We start from the raw sequence: 21,565 nt of genomic DNA, 5'->3' as shown, positions 1-21,565 counted from the left end.
TGCATGCCGCACAGACTACGCACGGTCAAAACCAGCCTAGGGTCGAAGTTCACCCCAAATCAGGCAACTTGCTTCCGATGAATTGACGATGTGACGCCGTTCACCATGGCCCCTCTTGTCGCAGAGGCCCAGCCGTTCTATCGTCAGGATGTATCGAGTCGATACATCAGCACGGCATAAAGGCCCGCGGCGGCAGAGGAGGCGAAGGTTGAGCAGACGCTCCGGCATCCTCGAATTCGCCGTACTCGGCCTGCTTCGCGAGGCCCCGATGCACGGGTATGAGCTGCGCAAGCGGCTCAACACCTCACTGGGGATCTTCCGGGCCTTCAGTTACGGGACCCTCTACCCCTGCCTCAAGACGCTGGTCGCGAGCGGCTGGTTGATCGAGGAACCGGGCAGCGCTCCCGAGGACGCTCTCGCCGCTTCACTCGCAGGGCGCCGGGCCAAGATCGTCTACCGGTTGACGGCCGAGGGGAAGGAGCATTTCGAAGAACTGCTCTCCCACACCGGTCCCGACACCTGGGAGGACGAGCACTTCGCGGCACGTTTCGCCTTTTTCGGGCAGACGGAGCGCGAGGTGCGGATGCGCGTGCTGGAAGGTCGTCGCAGCCGGCTGGAAGAGCGCCTCGAGAAGATGCGCGCCTCCCTGGCCCGTACGCGCGAGCGCCTGGACGACTACACGCTTGAGCTGCAGCGGCACGGCATGGAGTCCGTGGAGCGCGAAGTGCGCTGGCTGAACGAGCTCATCGAGAGCGAGCGGGCGGGGCGGGATCAGCGATCCGGCCCGGCCACCGGCTCCGCTCAGCAGGACCACACATCAGGAGAGACGGGCGGCCTGCCCCGGCATCGGGACAGCACCCGGCCGGATCCGTCCGAGGACACCGCCAACTGAAGGCCCTGCGTCCGCAGGACTTCGTCGAGAACACACAGGGAGCAACCGGAATGGGTTCGGTTCGCGTAGCCATCGTCGGTGTAGGAAACTGCGCCGCCTCGCTGGTGCAGGGCGTCGAGTACTACAAGGACGCCGACCCGGCGGGCAAGGTGCCGGGTCTGATGCACGTCCAGTTCGGCGACTACCACGTCAAGGACGTGGAGTTCGTGGCCGCGTTCGACGTGGACGCCAAGAAGGTCGGCCTCGACCTCGCGGACGCCATCGGCGCCAGCGAGAACAACACCATCAAGATCTGCGACGTCCCGAACAAGGGCGTCACGGTCCAGCGTGGACACACCCACGACGGCCTGGGCAAGTACTACCGCCAGACCATCGAGGAGTCCTCCGAGGCCCCGGTCGACGTGGTCCAGGTCCTCAAGGACAAGCAGGTCGACGTTCTGGTCTGCTACCTCCCCGTCGGTTCCGAGGTCGCCGCGAAGTTCTACGCGCAGTGCGCCATCGACGCCAAGGTCGCGTTCGTCAACGCCCTTCCGGTCTTCATCGCCGGCACCAAGGAGTGGGCGGACAAGTTCACCGAGGCGGGCGTCCCGATCGTCGGTGACGACATCAAGTCCCAGGTCGGCGCCACCATCACGCACCGCGTCATGGCGAAGCTCTTCGAGGACCGCGGTGTCCGCCTGGAGCGCACCATGCAGCTGAACGTCGGCGGCAACATGGACTTCAAGAACATGCTCGAGCGTGAGCGCCTGGAGTCCAAGAAGATCTCGAAGACGCAGGCCGTCACCTCGCAGATCCGCGACCGCGAGCTGGGCGACAACAACGTCCACATCGGCCCCTCGGACTACGTGGCGTGGCTGGACGACCGCAAGTGGGCGTACGTGCGCCTCGAGGGCCGCGCCTTCGGTGACGTCCCGCTGAACCTCGAGTACAAGCTCGAGGTGTGGGACTCCCCGAACTCCGCGGGTGTCATCATCGACGCCGTGCGCGCCGCGAAGATCGCCAAGGACCGCGGCATCGGCGGCCCGATCCTCTCCGCGTCCTCGTACTTCATGAAGTCCCCGCCGGTCCAGTACTTCGACGACGAGGCCTACGAGAACGTCGAGAAGTTCATCAAGGGCGAGGTCGAGCGCTAAGTCCCGGCTCCTGCCGGACTGTTGAGGGACCCCGTGCCGTGCCGGCGCGGGGTCCCTCTGCGTATATGACGCTTGCCCCCCTGCCCGTCGTGGGTGATCGCGTGTACTCCTGCGTCCGAGGAACTTCCGGCGTCTGTTTCCCCATCCACACGGCGGTAGCGGTGTTTATGACCCGCTTTCAGCGCGGCTGAGTGTCACACCAAGGCCACAGAGTCCCCGCCGATGTCGGGGATGTCAGCCGGGCCAGCTACCTTACGGGCGTCCTACATCATCTGTTTTCACCAAGGGGGAACCCCCACGTGTCCACTCCGCCGCCCCAGGGCCAGAACCCGTACGCGCCGCAGCCCAACGCTCCCTACGGACAGCCCCAGGGCGCAGCACCGTACGGCCAGCCGCAGGGAGGCGCACCGTACGGCCAGCCGGGTCAGCCGGGAGTCCCGCCGCAGCAGTCGCCCTACTTCAACCAGGACGGGATACCCCACGCTCCCGCGCCCGTCCCGCCGCGCCGCCGCAACGTCAAGAAGATCGTCCGGATCGTCGTCGTGGTGGGCGTCCTGAGCGCCGCGCTCGCGGCCTGGTACTCCGGCCGGCACGACGCCGACACCGCCAAGGTCGGCGACTGCATGAGCATCGGCAACCCCGACTCCACGACCAACCCCGAGCTGAAGGTCGTGGACTGCGGCGACTCCAAGGCCAAGTTCAAGGTGGTCCAGAAGAAGGACGACGACATCACCGGCTGCGACCGCACCAAGTACTCGGAGTACACGGAGAAGCGCGGCAGCAAGCGGTTCACCCTCTGCCTGGAGGACTACAAGAAGTAGTCCCGGGGGCGGGCGAGGGGCGGTGTTTCACGTGAAACACCGCCCCTCGGCGTATCCGGACGCGCGATGTTTCACGTGAAACATCGCGCAGGTTCCACGTGAGACCACGGTCGGTGTTTCACGTGAAACGTCCCCCGGGCCGACTCAGCCCTGCGCGGCCCACCACTCCTTGAGCGCCGCGACGGCCGCTTCGTGCTCCATGGGCCCGTTCTCCAGGCGAAGCTCCAGCATGTGCTTGTACGCCTGGCCGATCGCCGGTCCGGGCCCGATCCCCAGGATCTCCTGGATCTGGTTGCCGTCGAGGTCCGGGCGGATGGAGTCGAGCTCCTCCTGCTCCTGGAGCTGCGCGATCCGCTCCTCCAGCCCGTCATAGGCCCGCGACAGCGCGGTCGCCTTGCGCTTGTTGCGCGTGGTGCAGTCCGAGCGGGTCAGCTTGTGCAGCCGGTCCAGGAGCGGCCCGCCGTCGCGTACGTAACGGCGCACCGCGGAGTCGGTCCACTCGCCGGTGCCGTAACCGTGGAAGCGCAGGTGCAGCTCCACCAGGCGCGAGACATCCTTGACCATGTCGTTGGAGTACTTCAGCGCGGTCATGCGCTTCTTGGTCATCTTCGCGCCGACCACCTCGTGGTGGTGGAAGGAAACGCGGCCGTCCTGCTCGAACCGGCGCGTCCTGGGCTTGCCGATGTCGTGCAGCAGCGCGGCGAGGCGCAGCACCAGGTCGGGCCCGTCCTTCTCCAGGGCGATCGCCTGGTCCAGGACCGTGAGCGAGTGCTCGTACACGTCCTTGTGCCGGTGGTGCTCGTCGCTCTCCAGCCGCAGCGCGGGCAGCTCCGGCAGCACATGGTCGGCGAGCCCCGTCTCCACGAGCAGCCGCAGCCCCTTGCGGGGGTGCGCCGAGAGCAGCAGCTTGTTCAGCTCGTCCCGTACGCGCTCGGCGGAGACGATCTCGATCCGCTCGGCCATCGACGTCATCGCGGCGACGACCTCGGGGGCCACCTCGAAGTCGAGCTGCGCCGCGAAGCGGGCGGCCCGCATCATGCGCAGCGGGTCGTCGGAGAAGGACTCCTCCGGGGTGCCGGGGGTGCGCAGGACGCGCTCCGCCAGGTCCTCCAGACCGCCGTGCGGGTCGATGAACTCCTTCGCGGGGAGCGCCACGGCCATCGCGTTGACCGTGAAGTCGCGCCGGACCAGGTCCTCCTCGATGGAGTCGCCGTAGGACACCTCGGGCTTGCGCGAGGTGCGGTCGTACGCCTCGGAGCGGTACGTGGTCACCTCGATCTGGTAGCCGTCCTTCTGGCAGCCCACCGTGCCGAAAGCGATCCCGACCTCCCAGACCGCGTCCGCCCACGGGCGCACGATCTTCAGCACCGCCTCGGGGCGGGCGTCGGTCGTGAAGTCCAGATCGTTGCCGAGCCGGCCGAGGAGCGCGTCCCGCACCGAGCCGCCGACCAGGGCGAGCGAGAATCCGGCCTCCTGGAAGCGGCGGGCAAGATCGTCGGCGACCGGGGACACCCGCAGCAGTTCGCTGACCGCGCGGTGCTGCACCTGGCTCAGGGCGCTGGGATTGTCTTCATTGGCGTTCGGCACAACAAAAGAGGGTACGTGCCCGGCCGACCGGGGGCGTCACCGTTTCCACCCGCCCCCGCCCCCGCGTGCTCAGGGGCCCCGCGCGGCCCCGGGAGGCCGCCCCGCCCGGCTCCCTGGCACACTCTTCCGATCATGTGGAGCAGTCCACGGCACTTCGCCACAGTCCACCTCGTTACCATGCGTGGACGCAGGAATCGACAACCACCGACACAGCTGACGACGACGAGGGACGGGCGACGCGTGGCCGAGGCGGCAGCTTCTCAGGGGATGGGCCCCTCTCCTGCCCGCCGATGGCTGCGCCGCACAGCGGCGCTGGCCGTCGGCGCCCCCCTGATCGCCGGTCTGCTCTCCGGTACGGCCGCCACCACGGCGGCCCATGCCACCGCGGCGGCGGTGCCGCAGAAGGTGCCGCTCTCACGCACGGTCCAGGTGACGCTCGACTCGATGGCCCCCAGCGCCCCCGTCAAGAGCGACACGCTGACGATCTCCGGCACGGTCACCAACACCGGCAGGCAGGCCGTCACCAGCGCCCATGTGGGTCTGCGGGTGGGCCAGCGGCTCAACGGCAGGACCGGGATCGACGAGGTCGCGCACGGTGGCGCCTCGCAGGGCCTGGACGGGCCGGAGGTCGGCGACAAGTACACGGTCAAGTTCCCGAAGCTGGCCCCCGGGATCAGCCGTGACTTCACGCTCTCCGTGCCGGTCGCCAAGCTGGGCCTGGACGGCGACGGCGTCTACCCGCTGGGCGTCTCCGTCTCCGGGCAGACGGCGAACCAGCCCTACGACCAGGTCCTGGGCGGCCAGCGGACCTTCCTGCCGTGGCAGCCCGAGGCCGTCGACGGCAAGAAGTCGCAGCTCACCTACTTGTGGCCGCTGATGTCGTCCACCCACCTCACCGCCCAGACGGGCTCGGACGAGCAGCAGACGCCGGTCTTCGCCGACGATGAACTGGCCGCGGAGCTCGCGCCCGGCGGACGGCTGGAGCGGATGGTCTCGCTCGGCGACGAGCTGCCGGTCACCTGGGTGATCGACCCCGATCTGCTCGCCACCGTCGACGCGATGACCCGCAACTACCGGGTCAAGTCCGGCGACACCGATGTTCCGGGCTCCAACCAGGACGTCGCCAAGGAGTGGCTGGGCAGGCTCGAGGACGCGGTGCAGGGCCAGAAGGTCGTCGCCCTGCCGTTCGCCGACCCGGACCTCGCCTCGCTCGCCCATCGCGGCAAGGACGTCTCGGGGTCGCTGAGCCATCTTCAGGGCGCCACCGAGGTGGCCGAGAAGACCGTGGAGACCATCCTCCATGTGACGCCCTCGGTCGACTTCGCCTGGCCGGTGCAGGGCGCGGTAGACCCCTCGATCGTCGACGTGGCCACTTCGGCGGGCGCGCACAACGTGATCGCCCGCAGCGACAGCCTCCGCGAGACCGGCGGCCTCGGCTACTCGCCCTCGGCCGCACGGCCGATCGGCGGCGGCACCACGGCCGTGGTCTCCGACGCCCGCCTCTCCACGGCGTTCGAGGGCGACATGTCCAGGGCCGGCAACTCCACGCTGGCCGTCCAGGAGTTCCTCGCCCAGACCTTGGCGATCACGCTCCAGGACACCGAGAAGCAGCGCAGCGTCGTCGTCGCCCCGCAGCGGATGCCGTCCGCCAGCCAGGCCCAGACGATGGCGAGCGCCGTCCGCGCCCTGAGCGCGCAGCGCTGGACCCAGCCCCTCGACCTCCCCGCGGCCGCCGCGGTCAAGCCGGACGCGCGCGCCACCGCCCGGGTGCCGGGCTCCTCCTCCTACCCCGCCTCCCTGCGCAGGCAGGAACTGCCGGTGCAGGCGTTCCAGGACATGAAGAGCACCCAGGGCACCCTGGACAAGTTCAGGGTGGTCCTGACCGCTCCGGACCGGGTGGTCACCCCCTTCGGCAACGCCATCAACCGCGAGATGTCGACCTCCTGGCGCGACGACCGCGAAGGGGCCGTGATCTACCGGGCGGGGGTGCAGAGCTATCTGGACGGCCTCACCGGCGAGGTGCGGCTCATCCAGAAGTCCACGGCCACCATGTCGGGCCGCAGCGCCACCCTCGCCGTCACCGTGCAGAACCAGCTGGTCCAGCCCGTGGGCAACCTGGTGCTGCGTCTGGAGCCGAGCAACCCCTCCCGCCTCAAGGTGACCACCAACGAGGACACGAACGGCGGGCAGCCGGTCAAGATCGACGGCGGGCACAGCCAGTCGGTGAAGTTCACCGCCACGGCCAACGCCAACGGCCCCGTTCAGGTGACCGCCCGGCTCTACACGCAGGACGGCACGCCGTACGGCGATCCGATGGAATTCACGGTCAAGGTCTCCGAGATCACCCCGACCGTGATGCTGGTGATCGCGGGCGGCGTCCTGCTGCTCGTCCTCGCGGGCATCAGGATGTACACGCACCGCAAGCGGTCGACGGCCCTGAAGGAGACCGGCGGGAGCGACGCTGCGGAGACGGCCGACGGTGACGATCCCGGGCAGCCGAGTGACCCGACACCGGACACCGGTCCGGAAAGCGGGGCCTCGCCCGGCACGGGTGAGAAAGTGGAGCATTGAGCTATCGCAATGCACCGCGGCCGGCCAGGCCGGGGACGACGAGGTGGGGTAACCATGAACGCGCCGTACGACGGTGACCGCGGGCAGGGCGCGGGCGGCGGCTCCGCGTCGTCCGGGAACACGCCCCCGGTGCCCCCCTACGCCGAGCAGGTGCCGCCGGTGCAGCCCTACGGCGAGCAGGTGCCGCCGCAGCTGCCCGCGCCCGATCCGTACTTCCAGGACGCCTACGGAAACGATCCGTACCGGGCGCAGGATCTGTATGCCCAGGACCCGGTGACCGAGGCGCTGTACGACCGTGCCGCGCACCCGCCGCCGCCCCCGGGCACCTACGCGGAGCCGCAGCCGCTGTACCAGCAGCCGGCCGCGCAGCAGCACGCGCCGGACCCCCGGATCTGGGCCCAGACCCCGCCGCCCGAGCCGGACGGCCCCTCGCGCCATCTGCCGTACGGCGACTCGGCCGGCACCACGCAGTTCGTGGGCGTCGACGACCTGGTCACCCAGGCGGGCGACGAGCCGCCCGAGCAGGACGCCTTCGCGTACCTCTACCGCGACCAGCAGGGATCCGGTCCGGCCCCGGCCGCCCCGGAGCCCGAGCCGCTGCCCGCCACGCCGCAGCAGAAGTCCGGTGGCCGCGCCTCCGGGCTGCTCAAGTCCAGCGCGGTCATGGCCGCGGGCACGCTGGTGTCGCGGCTGACCGGTTTCGTCCGCAGCCTGGTGATCACGGCCGCGCTCGGCACCTCGATGCTGGGCGACACCTACACCATCGCCTACACCCTGCCGACGATGATCTACATCCTCACCGTCGGCGGCGGCCTCAACTCCGTCTTCGTTCCGCAGCTGGTGCGGTCGATGAAGGACGACGAGGACGGCGGCGAGGCATACGCCAACCGGCTGCTGACCCTGGTCATGGTGGCGCTCGGCGTCATCGTCGCCATCGTCGTCTTCGCGGCCCCGCTGCTGATCAAGCTGATGTCGGGGACCATCTCCGACGACACGGCCGCCAACAGCGTCGCCGTCTCCTTCGCCCGCTACTGCCTGCCCACGATCTTCTTCATGGGTGTGCACGTGGTGATGGGACAGATCCTCAACGCCCGGGGCAAGTTCGGCGCGATGATGTGGACCCCGGTCCTCAACAACATCGTCATGATCGGCACGTTCGGTCTGTTCATCGGGGTGTACGGCCCCTTCGGCGAGACCAGGATGGGCGTCCAGACGATCCCGCCGGAGGGCATCCGCCTGCTGGGGATCGGCACGCTGCTGGGCCTGGTCGTCCAGGCGCTGGCGATGATCCCGTACCTGCGGGAGACCGGCTTCCGCTTCCGGCCGCGCTTCGACTGGAAGGGCCACGGCCTCGGCAAGACGGTCCACCTCGCCAAGTGGACCGTGCTGTTCGTCCTCGCCAACCAGGCCGGCGTGCTCGTGGTGACCCAGCTCGCCACCGCCGCGGGCAAGGCCTCCGCGGAGCACGGAGCCGGCTTCCTCGCCTACTCCAACGCCCAGCTGATCTGGGGCATGCCGCAGGCGATCATCACGGTCTCGGTGATGGCGGCCCTGCTGCCGCGCATCTCCCGTGCCGCGCACGACAACGACCCGGGCGCGGTCCGCGACGACATCTCGCAGGGCCTGCGCAACTCCGCCGTCGCGATCGTGCCGGTCTCGTTCATGTTCCTCGCGCTCGGCGTCCCCATGTGCACCCTGCTGTACTCCAGCAGCGGCCTGGAGGCGGGGCGGACCATGGGCTTCATCCTCATGGCGTTCGCGCTGGGCCTGATCCCGTACTCGGTCCAGTACGTCGTCCTGCGCGGCTTCTACGCGTACGAGGACACGCGGACGCCGTTCTACAACACGGTCATCGTGGCGGGGGTCAACGCCGCCGCTTCGGCCGCCTGCTACGTGGTCCTGCCCGCCCAATGGGCGGTCGTGGGCATGGCGGGCGCCTATGGTCTGGCCTACGCCGTCGGTGTGGGAGTCGCCTGGCGCCGGCTGCGCAACCGGCTGGGCGGCGACCTGGACGGAGCGCGCGTGCTGCGTACGTACGCGAGGCTCTCCCTGGCGGCCGTGCCCGCGGCGGTGGTCGGCGGCGCGCTCGGCTTCGTCATCCTCAAGGGGGTCGGCCAGGGGGCGCTCGGTTCGCTGGCCGCGCTCGTGGTGGGCGGCACGGCGCTGCTCGCGGTCTTCTTCGTCGCGGCGAAGAAGATGCGGATCGAGGAGCTCAACTCCATGGTCGGAATGGTGCGCGGGCGCCTCGGACGCTGAGTCCGGCAGCCCGCGCACAACCATCGTCCGCCGCCGTGTGTCGTGCATAGCGCCGGACTGTGGGCACAATTGGCAGAACTTTGCACGGCTGGCCGACAGCACGCAACGGATGGGGAGGCAGGAACGACGGTGGCGGAACGTAGCACGGCTGCCGTCGACGTGGCCGACAACAGCGGCGACAACCCGCTGACCGCCAAGGCGGACGGGGCCACGGCCGACGGGGTGGCGGAATCCATCGACACGGCAGACACAGCGGAGCAGGGCACCGGCGACACGGGCGGTGAACGAAAGCCCGCCGAGCCCTCCATCGCCACACCGGAGCTGCACAGCGGCCACAAGCTCGCCAGACGCTATCGGCTCGAAGAGTGCGTCACCCGTCTGGACGGATTCAGCAGCTGGAGGGCGGTCGACGAAAAGCTCCGCCGCGCCGTCGGCGTCCATCTGCTCCCGGCGGACCATCCGCGGGCGCGTTCCGTCCTCGCGGCCGCCCGTTCGTCCGCGCTCCTGGGGGATCCTCGCTTCGTCCAGGTCCTGGACGCGGTGGAGGAGAACGACCTCGTCTACGTGGTCCACGAGTGGCTGCCGGACGCCACCGAGCTGACGGCGCTCCTCGCCGTCGGCCCGCTGGAGCCGCACGACGCCTACCAGCTGGTCACCCAGGTGTCCCAGGCCATGGCCGCGGCCCACCGCGAGGGGCTCGCGCATCTGCGGCTGACTCCCGGCGCCGTCCTGCGGACCTCCTCGGGCCAGTACCGCATCCGCGGGCTCGCGGTGAACGCCGCGCTGCGCGGCATCACCTCCGACACCCCCCAGCGCACCGACACCGAGGCGATCGGCGCGCTGCTGTACGCCTCGCTGACCCAGCGCTGGCCCTACGACAGCGACGCCTACGGTCTGCACGGCCTCCCCAAGGGCGTCGGTCTCATCGCTCCCGACCAGGTCCGCGCGGGGGTCCACCGGGGCCTCTCGGAGCTCGCCATGCGGGCGCTGGTCAACGACGGTGCCACCGCGTCGCGCCAGGAGCCCGCCTGCACCACGCCGGACGAGCTGGTCAAGGCCGTCTCGGCGATGCCGCGCATCCGCCCCCCGGAGCCCGCCTTCACCGCGCCGCCCGAGTACCAGCGCACCACCTACCAGCAGGGCACCTACGGGCGCCCGCCCGCGGGCCCCCACCCGGCGGTCACCCAGGTCGTGCCCGCTCCGCCGCCCGCCCTCCAGGGGCGCACCGGCAAGGCGATCAAGTGGGCCGTCTCGGCGCTGCTGATCGCCGCGCTCGGCCTGGGCAGCTGGCAGCTCGCGGACTCGCTCCTGGGCCACGAGAAGGGCTCCGGCGAGTCCGGGACGACCCAGCAGCCGAACAAGAGCGAGGGCGACAAGCCGAAGGCGCCGATGCCGCTGCGCATCCAGGGCGCGGAGGAGTACGCCCCGGACGGCAAGCCGCAGAACGCCAAGGACGTGGGCAACACCTACGACGCCGACGCCTCCACGTACTGGCGCTCCAAGAGCTACGTCGACGGGCCTCGGCTCGCCCCCTTCAAGCAGGGCATCGGCATCGTCTACGACCTCGGGTCTGAGAAGGACGTCTCGACGGCCTCGATAGGGCTCCGGTACGGCGGCGACCACACGACGCTGGCGCTCTACGCGGCCGACTCGCTGTCGCCGAACACGCCGGTCGGTTCCATGAAGCAGATCGCCACCACCACGACGAAGGGCGCCTCCGCCGATCTCAAGGCGAAGAAGCCGGTGAAGAGCCGCTATGTCCTTCTGTGGATCACGGCGGCGCCCTACGCTGCCGCCGACGAGTTCAGCGGTTCCGGTTTCAAGCAGGCCATAACGGACGTCAAGTTCACCGGCTGACCCTGCCGGGCCCGGTTCGGCGAACCGGGCCCGGCAGGGAGATCCGACAGCGCGGGGAGGGGGCTCATCGTTGGACGACGCCTACGGCGACACGAGCGACCAGGATCTCCTGGCTCGCCATGTCGACGGTGACGCCGATGCCTTCGGCGAGCTGGTCCGGCGCCACCGGGACAGACTCTGGGCGGTCGCCCTGCGGACGCTGGGCGACCGCGAGGAGGCCGCCGACGCCGTCCAGGACGCCCTGGTGTCGGCCTACCGGGCCGCCCACACCTTCCGCGGCCAGTCCGCGGTGACGACCTGGCTGCACCGGATCACCGTGAACGCCTGCCTCGACCGGGCCCGCAAGGCCGCGTCCCGCAAGACCTCGCCGGTCGACGACGCGGAGCGCCTGGAGCAGCTCCTGGAGCCCCATGAGTCGGCGGCGGCCCCCGCGGAGCGCCAGGACCTCCAGCGGCAGCTGGTGAAGGCGCTGGGGACGCTCCCGACGGACCAGCGTGCGGCCCTGGTCCTCGTCGACATGCAGGGATATCCGGTGGCGGAGGCGGCCGAGATCCTCGACGTGCCGGTGGGCACGGTGAAGAGCCGCTGCGCCCGCGGCCGGGCGCGGCTGCAACCCCTGCTCGGCCACCTGCGCGGTGATACGGACGACACCGGGGATAGCCAGGAGGGCGGTGGGGGAAGGAACCGGACGCCGGGGACATCCGTCCCACCTGGGTCGGGACCAAGGGACGCAGGACCGCAAGATCCTGCTGCTGTGAAGGGCGGAGGTGGGCGCACGTGACATCCACGGCCGACATGGCTCAGCACCCGGACGTCTCGGAGATCTCCGACCTCCACGAGGGCCTGCTGCCCCCGGCCCGAACCGCCGCCGTCCGCCACCACCTGGACGGCTGTGCCCTGTGCGCCGACGTCCTCGCCTCCCTGACGGAGATCCGCGAGCTCCTGGGCACCCTGCCCGGGCCGCCTCGTATGCCCGCCGACATCGCGGGGCGGATCGACGCGGCGCTGGCCGCCGAGGCCCTCCTGGACGCCACGGCGCCCACCGCAACGCCCCTCCCCGTCGGAGCGAGCGCGGTGTCCACCTCGGCGCGAGAGCCGCACGGCACGGAAACGGGCGACGAGTCGGTGCGTGTTTCACGTGAAACATCGCCCGGAAGCGACCCGGCCGACTCCGTGGCCGTGGACCGGCCGGCCGGGCACCCCAGGGCAGCCACCGGGCCGGGCCGCCGGCGCAGCTCCCGGCGCCGCCGCAACGCGGTGCTCGGAGCCGTCTTCGGGGCCGCGGCGCTCGGGGTGGGCGTCCTCCTCGTCCAGACGTTCCAGTCGTCCGACGGCTCCCAGGCCGACAAGTCCGCCACCGCCTCGCCCCGGGCGGAGGGCCCCGACCTCTCCGCCGCCGCCCTGGCCGGGCAGGTGCGGACCCTGCTGTCCTCGCAGCCGGCCGGGCAGAGCGCCGGGACCTCTCCGTCGGGCAAGAAGCCGGATCTCGGGGTGACGTCCGACTCGCCGAAGCTCGCCACCGAGGTCTCCGTGCCGACCTGCGTCCAGGCGGGCACGGGCCGTACCTCGCAGGCTCCTCTCGCCGCGGAGACCGGTGACTACCGGGGGACCCGGGCGTACCTGGTCGTCTTCCCGCACCCCACGGACGCCTCGCAGGTCCAGGCGTACGTCGTCGACGCGGCCTGCGAGAGCGCGGGCCCCGACGCCAAGGGCAAGCTGCTGCTGACCCATGTCTATCCCCGTCGGTGAGACGCTCGGGGAATGCCGGGCCCGTAGGATCCGTTGGGTGGGGTGAGAGTCCTGGACCGGGCCCCGGTAGGCAGTAGGCAGTCCGCAGAGACGAGGAAGAAACCCGTGAGCGACGTCCGTAACGTGATCATCATTGGCTCCGGGCCGGCCGGCTACACGGCCGCGCTCTACACCGCGCGTGCGTCGCTTCAGCCGCTGGTGTTCGAGGGCGCCGTCACCGCCGGCGGTGCGCTGATGAACACCACCGAGGTGGAGAACTTCCCCGGCTTCCGTGACGGCATCATGGGCCCCGACCTCATGGACAACATGCGGGCGCAGGCGGAGCGCTTCGGCGCCGAGCTCGTTCCGGACGACATCGTGGCCGTCGACCTCAGCGGCGAGATCAAGACCGTCACGGACACCGCGGGCACCGTGCACCGCGCCAAGGCCGTCATCGTCACCACCGGCTCCCAGCACCGCAAGCTCGGGCTGCCCAACGAGGACAAGCTCTCGGGCCGCGGTGTCTCCTGGTGCGCCACCTGCGACGGGTTCTTCTTCAAGGACCAGGACATCGCCGTGGTCGGCGGCGGTGACACCGCGATGGAGGAGGCGACCTTCCTCTCGCGCTTCGCCAAGTCGGTCACGATCGTCCACCGCCGGGACAGTCTGCGCGCCTCCAAGGCGATGCAGGAGCGCGCCTTCGCCGACCCGAAGATCAAGTTCGCCTGGGACAGCGAGGTCGCCGAGATCCACGGCGACCAGAAGCTCTCGCACCTGACCCTGCGCAACACCAAGACCGGCGAGACCTCGCAGCTGGCGGTGACCGGCCTCTTCATCGCCGTCGGACACGACCCGCGCACCGAGCTCTTCAAGGGCCAGCTCGACCTGGACGACGAGGGTTACCTCAAGGTCGCCGCGCCCTCCACGCGCACCAACCTGTCCGGTGTCTTCGGCGCCGGTGACGTGGTGGACCACACCTACCGTCAGGCGATCACCGCCGCCGGTACGGGCTGCTCCGCCGCTCTCGACGCCGAGCGCTTCCTGGCCGCGCTCGCCGACGGCGAGAAGGCCGCCGCGACCGCCGTCTGAACCCTCCGTACGTCCTCCCCACCCCCTCACCCACACCCCGCAAGGAGGCTGCCGTGGCCGGCACCCTGAAGAACGTGACCGACGCCGACTTCGACGAGGTCGTCCTCAAGAGCGACAAGCCCGTCCTCGTCGACTTCTGGGCGGCGTGGTGCGGCCCGTGCCGTCAGATCGCCCCGTCCCTGGAGGCCATCGCGGCGGAGCACGGCGACCAGATCGAGATCGTCAAGCTCAACATCGACGAGAACCCGGCCACCGCCGCCAAGTACGGCGTGATGTCCATCCCGACCCTGAACGTCTACCAGGGCGGCGAGGTGGCCAAGACGATCGTCGGTGCCAAGCCGAAGGCCGCTCTGCTGCGCGACCTCGACGGTTTCATCGGCGCGTAAGTCGCGGCCGTTGTTTCACGTGAAACAACGGCGCGGGCCCGACCCCTGGGGGGTCGGGCCCGTTCGCATGTGCGGAGGCCATGGCGTCCGCGGTGGCGTCGGTTCTACAGGGGCCGCAGGGCGGGCTCCTTCTGGACGGCTCCCAGCAGCCGGTCCAGCGCCAGTTCGACGTCCTCCTTCCAGGAGAGCGTCGTCCTCAGCTCCAGCCGCAGCCGGGGATGGCGGGGATGCGGCCGTACGGTTTTGAAACCCACCGACAGCAGATGGTCGGCGGGAAGCACACACGCGGGCTCGCTCCAGCGGGCGTCCCCGAAGGCCTCGATGGCCTTGAAGCCCCGGCGCAGCAGGTCCTTGGCGACCGTCTGCACCATCACTCTCCCCAGCCCCTGCCCCTGGTACCCCGGCATGATCCACGCCGTCATCAGCTGCACCGCGTCGGGTGAGACCGGGCTGGTGGGGAAGGCCGTGGAGCGCGGTACGTACGCGGGCGGGGCGTAGAGGACGAAACCCACCGGCACGTCGTCGACATAGACGACCCGGCCGCACGAGCCCCACTCCAGGAGCACCGCCGATATCCAGGCTTCCTTCTCCAGCTCAGGCGTGCCCGCCTTTATCGCTGCCTCTCCGCTGACCGGGTCAAGCTCCCAGAAGACACAGGCGCGGCAGCGCTGGGGAAGGTCCGGAAGGTTGTCCAGCGTGAGCGGTACAAGCCGACGCCCCATGAAGGGTGTTCCTCGCTTCCCTCGCCTGCCGCCCCCTGGGCGGCTGCCAGTGCACTCCGTTCCCGGAGGAGGCCGCCGACGAATCCGCCGAACGCCCCGAGGCCCAGCCCGGCCGTCACCAGTTGGGTGCGGCTCACCGTTCGCATGGCGCCCCGCCCTCCCTCCGAAGTGGCCCAAGGTGGATGTGCCATACCAGAACGCATCGTATCCACCCGGCGTCGAGGCGGATACCGCGCAACAGCAAAGGGCGGGCTGTGTTCCCGTACGCATCGGAACACAGCCCGCCCCTTGACGACAACTGCCCTGGATCGGCGGTGCGGAGATCACCGGATCAGGCTTCGTCGCCCTCCGACTCCTCGGCGAGACTCTTGTCGAGGACCCGTCCCTCGCCCGGGGCGAGAGTGCCGAGGATCCGCTCCAGATCGTCTATCGACGCGAACTCGACGACGATCTTTCCCTTCTTCTGACCGAGGTCGACCTTGACCCGTGTCTCGAAGCGGTCCGAGAGGCGGGAGGCGAGATCGGAGAGCGCCGGCGAGAGCCGGGCCCCGGCACGCGGGCCCTTCGCCTTGACGGCGTTCTTGGGCTCCGAGTTCAGCAGGGTGACGATCTCCTCGACCGCCCGCACCGAGAGCCCCTCGGCCACGATGCGGTGCGCCAGCCGGTCCTGCTCCTCGGAGTCGTCCACCGAGAGCAGCGCCCGGGCGTGGCCCGCCGAAAGCACCCCGGCCGCCACCCGGCGCTGCACCGGCGGAGAGAGCCGCAGCAGACGCAGGGTGTTGGAGACCTGCGGGCGGGACCGGCCGATGCGGTCGGCCAGCTGGTCATGGGTGCACGCGAAGTCCCGCAGCAGCTGGTCGTAGGCCGCCGCCTCTTCCAGCGGGTTGAGCTGGGAGCGGTGCAGGTTCTCCAGGAGGGCGTCCAGAAGCAGCTTGTCGTCGTCGGTGTCCCGCACGATCGCCGGGATCCGCTCCAGACCCGCCTCACGGCAGGCCCGCCAGCGCCGCTCGCCCATGATGAGCTCGAAGCGCTCGGACGACAGCTGGCGTACGACCACGGGCTGGAGAAGCCCGACTTCCTTGATCGAGGTGATGAGCTCGGCGAGGGCGTCCTCGTCGAACACCTCACGCGGCTGGCGCGGGTTGGGCGTGATCGAGTCCAGCGGCAGCTCCGCGAAGTACGCCCCAGCGGGCGCCTTCAGCTGCGGCGCCTCGGGCTCGGGCGCCTGGACGGGCAGCGGTGTTTCACGTGAAACAGGAGGCGCCGCGAGCGTGGTCACCTTCGCCGCCGCCACCCCGCGCTCCGCGGTCAGCACCGGGACCGCCGCCGGGGACGTGGATGCCGTCCCCACCGAAGGCGCGGGCTGCTTCTCCTGGGGGGCGGCCGGGATCAGCGCACCCAGCCCGCGCCCCAGACCTCTACGTCGCTCACTCACTGGATCCCCTCCGACATGCTGTGCTGGTTGTTCTGAGTGCCCACGGGGATGTGCGTCGTCGGATCGTAGTTGATGCCGACCCCGCGCAGTGCGATCTCGCGGGCGGCTTCGAGATACGAGAGCGAGCCGCTGGAGCCCGGGTCATAGGTGAGCACCGTCTGGCCGTAGCTCGGTGCCTCCGAGATACGGACCGAGCGCGGGATGCTCGTGCGCAGGACCTCGTGGCCGAAGTGGCTGCGCACCTCGTCGGCCACCTGGGAGGCGAGCCTGGTCCTGCCGTCGTACATGGTGAGCAGGATCGTCGAGACATGCAGGGCCGGGTTGAGATGCCCCCGCACCAGGTCGACGTTCCGCAGCAGCTGACCCAGCCCCTCCAGCGCGTAGTACTCGCACTGGATGGGAATGAGAACCTCCGCACCGGCAACAAGAGCGTTGACGGTGAGGAGTCCCAGGGAAGGCGGGCAGTCAATCAGGATGTAGTCCAGCGGCTGCTCGTATGCCTGGATGGCGCGCTGCAGCCTGCTCTCCCGTGCCACCAGGGACACCAGCTCGATCTCCGCGCCGGCCAGGTCGATCGTGGCCGGAGCGCAGAAGAGACCCTCCACGTCCCGGACGGGCTGGACGACCTCGGAGAGCGGTCTGCTGTCCACCAGGACGTCGTAGATCGAGGGGACCTCGGCATGATGGTCTATCCCCAGCGCCGTGGAGGCATTGCCTTGCGGGTCGAGGTCGACCACCAGGACCCGGGCGCCGTGCAGCGCCAGGGAAGCGGCGAGATTGACCGTGGTCGTGGTCTTTCCGACGCCGCCCTTCTGGTTGGCGACCACCATGATGCGTGTCTGCTCAGGCCGGGGCAGCCCCTCGCCGGCACGGCCGAGAGCTTCCACCGCCAGCTGGGCAGCACGACCGATGGGGGTGTCGTCCATCGGGGGCGGTGTTTCACGTGAAACATCCTCCCCCGCCGACTCGGTACGGGGACCGGGGACCGGATCGGTCATCGGTCCCGCGATGTTGGCGTCGGACCGCAAGGATTCACTCTCCTCGACTTCAGGCTCGCAATGCACAGAGCCTGCCATGCTTTCGGGGTCGTGAACCAGCGAGGTCCGTTCTTCTGTGGATGAATCCACCTCTGTGGACAACTCCGTAGCCCGTGAGGGGGACTCCGGGGAGCCGCCCAAGGGCTTGCGGTCGCGCGGCGCGGCATTACGGCCACGGCTGATGATTCCATGCAGCAGAGAGCGACGTTTCACGTGAAACACGATGCACGCGCCCTGCGGTCAGACCGTTACGACACTCCGAAATGCGTACGTATCGCACCTTCTATGGAGCATCCGCCCCCGAATGGGCCGGGCGCTTCAGCGGCGGCGCCTGGTGCGGCTGGTCCTGGCGGCCTTGGCGCGCTTGGCGGCGAACCGCACACCGCCCGGGCTCTCCCCGACCTCGACGCGCACCACCGTGGACAGCGGCTCCACGATGCCCTCGCCGACATGCAGCACTGAGGTGTTCACCACACCGAGCTTGCTCAGCGCGGCCCGCGCACCCTGGATCTCCTCCTCGGCGGTGTCGCCCTTGAGCGCCAGCATCTCGCCGTAGGGACGCAGCAGCGGCACACCCCACCCGGCCAGCCGGTCCAGCGGGGCCACCGCGCGAGCCGTGACCACATGCACCGGCTGCACCTTGCCCAGCATCTCCTCGGCCCGGCCGCGCACCACGGTCACATGGTCCAGGCCCAGCAGCTCCACGACCTCCTGGAGGAAGTTGGTGCGCCGCAGCAGCGGCTCAAGGAGCGTGATCTTCAGGTCCGGACGCACCAGCGCCAGCGGGATACCGGGCAGACCGGCCCCGGAGCCGACGTCGCAGACCGTGACGCCCTCCGGAACGACCTCGGAGAGCACGGCACAGTTGAGCAGGTGGCGCTCCCAGAGACGGGGCACCTCCCGCGGGCCGATCAGACCGCGCTTGACTCCCGCGTCCGCGAGCAGCTCGGCGTACCGGACGGCTTCCGGGAAGTACTCGCCGAATACCGTGCGCGCCTCTTCCGGCGGCTGGGGAAGCTCTGCTGCTGCCTCCGTCACGGGGGACCGTCCTTCCGTACCGCGCTTCCCGCGCTGGGGTGGCTTGACTATCAGGCTGACAAAGATCGGCCCCGTCTGCGAACAGACGGGGCCGAGGCCGGGGATCCCGGGGGACGGGCCCCCGGGATCCCCGGCAGAGGACTACAGACCGCTCAGGCGGGGAGCACGATGACGAAGCGCTGCGGCTCCTCGCCCTCGGACTCGCTGCGCAGACCGGCGGCGGCGACCGCGTCGTGCACGACCTTGCGCTCGAACGGCGTCATCGGCTGGAGCTTCACCGGCTGCCCCGAGTTCTTGACCTCGTCCGCGGTCTTGGCACCCAGCTCGGACAGCTCCGTGCGCTTCCTGGCCCGGAAACCCGCGATGTCGAGCATCAGACGGCTGCGGTCACCGGTCTCCCGGTGCACGGCCAGCCGCGTCAGCTCCTGGAGCGCCTCCAGCACCTCACCATCACGGCCGACGAGCTTCTGCAGGTCACGGCTGTCGGTGTCGCTGATGATCGAGACCGCGGCACGGTCCGCCTCGACGTCCATGTCGATGTCGCCGTCCAGGTCGGCGATGTCGAGCAGGCCCTCCAGGTAGTCGGCGGCGATCTCCCCCTCCTGCTCCAGACGGGACAGGGTGTCGACACCCTGTGCGGCCGGGATGGTGCCTTCCGTCACGGATGGACTCCTTCTTACTTCTTGGACGGGTGCTTGGGCCGCTGCTGACCCTTGCGCTGTCCTGACTGGGCCTTGCTGCGTGCGGTACCGGAGGCGGGCTTGCCCGCCGTCTTGGACTTGGCGGCCTGCGGCGCGTCCTGCTTCGCCTCGGCACCCTCGTCCGACGTGCCCTTTTCCAGCGAGGTCTTCGCCGGCTCCTCACCGTCGCCGCCACCCTGAGCGGCGGTCGCGCCGGCCTGGCGCTGGGCCTTGGTCAGACGCTTGGGCTGCTGCCGCCTGGCGCCCGCCGCCTCCGCCTCGGCCACGGCCGGGTCGCTCTTGACCACGGTGCCGTCGGCCTGGGCCGCGAAGCCCTGCTTGGCCAGGCCCGAGATGAACTTGCGCTCGTTGTCGTTGCGGTCCGGGCCCTTGGCCACGATCGCCTGCACCACGGCCCGGCGGCGCTTGCCCCGCACCTCGTTGTGGGCGGCGACGCTCTTGCTCAGCCGCTCCAGGTAGCTGGCCTGCGCCTTGGAACCCGGCGTCGGGTTCTGGTTGATCACGTACATCTGCTGGCCCATGGTCCACACGTTGGTGGTCAGCCAGTAGACGAGGACACCGACGGGGAAGTTGACACCCATCACGGCGAACATGACCGGGAAGACGTACATCAGCATCTTCTGCTGCTGCATGAACGGCGTCTTCACCGACAGGTCCACGTTCTTCGTCATCAGCTGGCGCTGGGTGAAGAACTGCGACGCGGACATCAGCACGATCATGATCGCGGTCACGACGCGGACGTCGGTCAGCGTGGCGCCGAGGGCGTCGACCTTGGAGGCACTGTCCGTGAACTTCGCGGCCAGCGGAGCACCGAAGATATGGGCGTTACGTGCGCTGTCGAGCAGCGACTGGTCGATGACGCCGACCTTCTTGTTGTTCGCGATGTTGCTGAGCACGTGGTACAGCGCGAAGAAGAAGGGCGACTGCGCCAGGATGGGAAGGCACGAGGAGAGCGGGTTGGTGCCCGTCTCCTTGTACAGCTTCATCATCTCTTCGGACTGACGCTGCTTGTCGCTCTTGTAGCGCTCCTGGATCGCCTTCATCTTCGGCTGGAGCGCCTGCATGTTCCGGGTCGACTTGATCTGCTTCACGAAGAGCGGGATCAGACAGATCCGGATCAGCACCACCAGGGACACGATGGACAGTCCCCAGGCCCAGCCCGTGTCCGGCCCGAAGATCGCGCCGTACAACTTGTGGAACTGGACGATGACCCAGGAAACGGGCCAGGTGATGAAGCTGAACAGACTGGCAATCGTGTCCACTAATCAGGCTCCTTGAGCATTGGGCGAGGTCTCTGCGGCCGGGCTGGGCTCGGTCTCAGCGGCGGAGTGCCCGCCCTTGCTGCCGCGCCAGGCGTTGCGCAGCGCCTCGTGCCAACGAGGGCGCTTGCGTTCGGGGACGTAGTCCACGCCGCCCGGCGACCACGGATTGCACCGCAGGATGCGCCAGGCGGTCAGTGCCGTGCCCTTCACCGCGCCATGCCGGTCAATGGCCGTGAATCCGTAGTGGGAACACGACGGGTAGTACCTGCAGACGGGCCCGAGCAGCGGGCTGATCGTCCACTGGTACAGCTTGATCAGGGCCAGCAGCGGGTACTTCATCGCGCACCCCCTCCCAGCAGCCGCTGGAGGGCGGCGTCCAGGTCTCGGGCCAGATGTGCATGATCGGCATCACCCGCGCCGGGCAATGCTCGTACGACCACCAGGCTACCGGGGGGCAGCTGGGAGAGCCGGTCGCGCATCAGATGGCGAAGCCTGCGCTTCACCAGGTTGCGGACGACCGCCACGCCCACGGCCTTGCTGACGACGAAACCCGCACGCGTCGGGGGAGCGCTCTCCCCAGGCGCGTGCGGGTCCGTTGCACCGCTGCGTAGATGGACGACGAGGAGCGGGCGACCGGCCCGGCGTCCTCGGCGTACCGCGGTCGCGAAGTCTTCGCGCCGCCTCAGCCGATTCTCGGTAGGCAGCACGTCATGACCTGTATGCGATTAGGCGGACAGGCTGGCGCGGCCCTTGCCACGACGGTTCGCGAGGATGGCGCGGCCGGCACGGGTACGCATCCGCAGGCGGAAGCCGTGGGTCTTGGCGCGACGGCGGTTGTTCGGCTGGAAGGTGCGCTTGCTCACTCGGGGGCTCCAGAAATGATTCGGTGGTGGCGGGACATCGCCTGGCTGTCACCGTGCGCCCACGAGAAGCTCGCAATACACGAAGCTCGTACAACGCCCAAGTGCACCGCTTCACGATCACAGACCGTGATCTTTGCCCATCGGAGGCAGGCGGCAGCAGCCATCGACAACTCGACCTGGTTACGGT

The 21,565-nt window shown here is 69.6% G+C and carries 20 protein-coding genes; 10 read left to right on the top strand and 10 right to left on the bottom strand.

Translation table 11 applies throughout. The annotated features are described in order from the left end of the window. Positions 1 to 208 precede the first annotated feature (208 nt). From ACZ4MU_RS03230 to ACZ4MU_RS03220, 3 genes are all read left to right on the top strand, one after another. Positions 209 to 892 (top strand): PadR family transcriptional regulator, encoded by a 684-nt coding sequence (locus tag ACZ4MU_RS03230; RefSeq protein ID WP_188276669.1) that lies wholly within the window; start codon positions 209 to 211, stop codon positions 890 to 892. Positions 893 to 942: 50 nt separating this feature from the next. Next, positions 943 to 2,025 (top strand): inositol-3-phosphate synthase, encoded by a 1,083-nt coding sequence (locus tag ACZ4MU_RS03225; RefSeq protein WP_101389170.1) that lies wholly within the window; start codon positions 943 to 945, stop codon positions 2,023 to 2,025. A 299-nt stretch (positions 2,026 to 2,324) separates the two neighbouring features. Beyond that, positions 2,325 to 2,846 carry an LppU/SCO3897 family protein gene (locus ACZ4MU_RS03220; protein WP_467870206.1) on the top strand — a complete coding sequence of 174 codons (522 nt, stop codon included), beginning with the start codon at positions 2,325 to 2,327 and terminating at the stop codon, positions 2,844 to 2,846. Positions 2,847 to 2,990: 144 nt separating this feature from the next. Here the strand turns inward: ACZ4MU_RS03220 and ACZ4MU_RS03215 are convergent, their stop codons facing one another. Then, positions 2,991 to 4,433 carry a CCA tRNA nucleotidyltransferase gene (locus ACZ4MU_RS03215; RefSeq protein WP_467870203.1) on the bottom strand — a complete coding sequence of 481 codons (1,443 nt, stop codon included), beginning with the start codon at positions 4,431 to 4,433 and terminating at the stop codon, positions 2,991 to 2,993. Between the two features lie 240 nt (positions 4,434 to 4,673). Between ACZ4MU_RS03215 and ACZ4MU_RS03210 the strand changes: the two genes are divergently transcribed. From ACZ4MU_RS03210 to trxA, 7 genes are all read left to right on the top strand, one after another. Continuing rightward, positions 4,674 to 7,004 (top strand): DUF6049 family protein, encoded by a 2,331-nt coding sequence (locus tag ACZ4MU_RS03210; protein WP_467870200.1) that lies wholly within the window; start codon positions 4,674 to 4,676, stop codon positions 7,002 to 7,004. 54 nt (positions 7,005 to 7,058) lie between these two features. Further along, positions 7,059 to 9,260 carry a murein biosynthesis integral membrane protein MurJ gene (gene murJ / locus ACZ4MU_RS03205; protein WP_467870198.1) on the top strand — a complete coding sequence of 734 codons (2,202 nt, stop codon included), beginning with the start codon at positions 7,059 to 7,061 and terminating at the stop codon, positions 9,258 to 9,260. Positions 9,261 to 9,389: 129 nt separating this feature from the next. Further along, a complete protein-coding gene (locus tag ACZ4MU_RS03200) occupies positions 9,390 to 11,117 on the top strand; it encodes a protein kinase family protein (protein ID WP_467870195.1) in 1,728 nt (575 codons plus the stop codon). A 70-nt stretch (positions 11,118 to 11,187) separates the two neighbouring features. Next, entirely contained in the window at positions 11,188 to 11,898 is a 711-nt protein-coding gene (gene sigM, locus ACZ4MU_RS03195) for an RNA polymerase sigma factor SigM (RefSeq protein WP_467870193.1), read from the top strand. Further along, positions 11,895 to 12,866: an anti-sigma factor family protein gene (locus ACZ4MU_RS03190; RefSeq protein WP_467870190.1), complete on the top strand. Its 972-nt coding sequence runs from the start codon at positions 11,895 to 11,897 to the stop codon at positions 12,864 to 12,866. Before sigM ends, ACZ4MU_RS03190 begins: the two co-directional genes overlap by 4 nt. Positions 12,867 to 12,971: 105 nt before the next feature. Continuing rightward, on the top strand, positions 12,972 to 13,934 hold the full coding sequence (gene trxB, locus ACZ4MU_RS03185) for a thioredoxin-disulfide reductase (RefSeq protein ID WP_467870187.1): 963 nt from the start codon (positions 12,972 to 12,974) through the stop codon (positions 13,932 to 13,934). A 53-nt stretch (positions 13,935 to 13,987) separates the two neighbouring features. Continuing rightward, positions 13,988 to 14,320: a thioredoxin gene (trxA, locus tag ACZ4MU_RS03180; protein WP_190092046.1), complete on the top strand. Its 333-nt coding sequence runs from the start codon at positions 13,988 to 13,990 to the stop codon at positions 14,318 to 14,320. A gap of 104 nt (positions 14,321 to 14,424) precedes the next feature. Here the strand turns inward: trxA and ACZ4MU_RS03175 are convergent, their stop codons facing one another. The 9 genes from ACZ4MU_RS03175 to rpmH all read right to left on the bottom strand — a co-directional run bounded on the left by ACZ4MU_RS03175 (position 14,425) and on the right by rpmH (position 21,378). Further along, positions 14,425 to 15,042, bottom strand: coding sequence for a GNAT family N-acetyltransferase (locus ACZ4MU_RS03175; RefSeq protein WP_467870183.1), 618 nt, complete (start codon positions 15,040 to 15,042; stop codon positions 14,425 to 14,427). A gap of 331 nt (positions 15,043 to 15,373) precedes the next feature. Beyond that, on the bottom strand, positions 15,374 to 16,477 hold the full coding sequence (locus tag ACZ4MU_RS03170; RefSeq protein WP_467870180.1) for a ParB/RepB/Spo0J family partition protein: 1,104 nt from the start codon (positions 16,475 to 16,477) through the stop codon (positions 15,374 to 15,376). Then, on the bottom strand, positions 16,474 to 17,553 hold the full coding sequence (locus ACZ4MU_RS03165; protein ID WP_467870177.1) for a ParA family protein: 1,080 nt from the start codon (positions 17,551 to 17,553) through the stop codon (positions 16,474 to 16,476). Before ACZ4MU_RS03165 ends, ACZ4MU_RS03170 begins: the two co-directional genes overlap by 4 nt. Positions 17,554 to 17,832: 279 nt before the next feature. Beyond that, positions 17,833 to 18,552, bottom strand: coding sequence for a 16S rRNA (guanine(527)-N(7))-methyltransferase RsmG (rsmG, locus tag ACZ4MU_RS03160; protein WP_467870174.1), 720 nt, complete (start codon positions 18,550 to 18,552; stop codon positions 17,833 to 17,835). A gap of 152 nt (positions 18,553 to 18,704) precedes the next feature. After that, entirely contained in the window at positions 18,705 to 19,214 is a 510-nt protein-coding gene (locus tag ACZ4MU_RS03155) for a Jag family protein (RefSeq protein ID WP_467870172.1), read from the bottom strand. A 14-nt stretch (positions 19,215 to 19,228) separates the two neighbouring features. Beyond that, the gene (yidC, locus tag ACZ4MU_RS03150) at positions 19,229 to 20,515 is read right to left on the bottom strand and encodes a membrane protein insertase YidC (RefSeq protein WP_467870169.1); all 1,287 of its coding nucleotides are present in this window, start codon (positions 20,513 to 20,515) and stop codon (positions 19,229 to 19,231) included. A gap of 3 nt (positions 20,516 to 20,518) precedes the next feature. After that, positions 20,519 to 20,854, bottom strand: coding sequence for a membrane protein insertion efficiency factor YidD (gene yidD, locus ACZ4MU_RS03145; protein WP_358833464.1), 336 nt, complete (start codon positions 20,852 to 20,854; stop codon positions 20,519 to 20,521). Beyond that, positions 20,851 to 21,222, bottom strand: coding sequence for a ribonuclease P protein component (gene rnpA / locus ACZ4MU_RS03140; RefSeq protein ID WP_101389153.1), 372 nt, complete (start codon positions 21,220 to 21,222; stop codon positions 20,851 to 20,853). Before rnpA ends, yidD begins: the two co-directional genes overlap by 4 nt. Positions 21,223 to 21,240: 18 nt before the next feature. Continuing rightward, on the bottom strand, positions 21,241 to 21,378 hold the full coding sequence (gene rpmH, locus ACZ4MU_RS03135; RefSeq protein ID WP_006381191.1) for a 50S ribosomal protein L34: 138 nt from the start codon (positions 21,376 to 21,378) through the stop codon (positions 21,241 to 21,243). Positions 21,379 to 21,565 lie beyond the last annotated feature (187 nt).

The sequence above is a fragment of the Streptomyces sp. NPDC026377 genome, from assembly GCF_055567715.1.
The sequence above is the reverse complement of the archived record's forward strand: the minus strand, read 5'-3'. Positions and strand labels throughout refer to the sequence as shown.

Bases quoted from the DNA above. Each gene is read 5' to 3' on its own strand.
- ACZ4MU_RS03165 (WP_467870177.1), bottom strand. From the start codon at position 17,553: ATGGCAGGCTCTGTGCATTGCGAGCCTGAAGTCGAGGAGAGTGAATCC.
- murJ (WP_467870198.1), top strand. From the start codon at position 7,059: ATGAACGCGCCGTACGACGGTGACCGCGGGCAGGGCGCGGGCGGCGGC.
- yidD (WP_358833464.1), bottom strand. From the start codon at position 20,854: ATGAAGTACCCGCTGCTGGCCCTGATCAAGCTGTACCAGTGGACGATC.
- ACZ4MU_RS03175 (WP_467870183.1), bottom strand. From the start codon at position 15,042: ATGGGGCGTCGGCTTGTACCGCTCACGCTGGACAACCTTCCGGACCTT.
- ACZ4MU_RS03225 (WP_101389170.1), top strand. From the start codon at position 943: ATGGGTTCGGTTCGCGTAGCCATCGTCGGTGTAGGAAACTGCGCCGCC.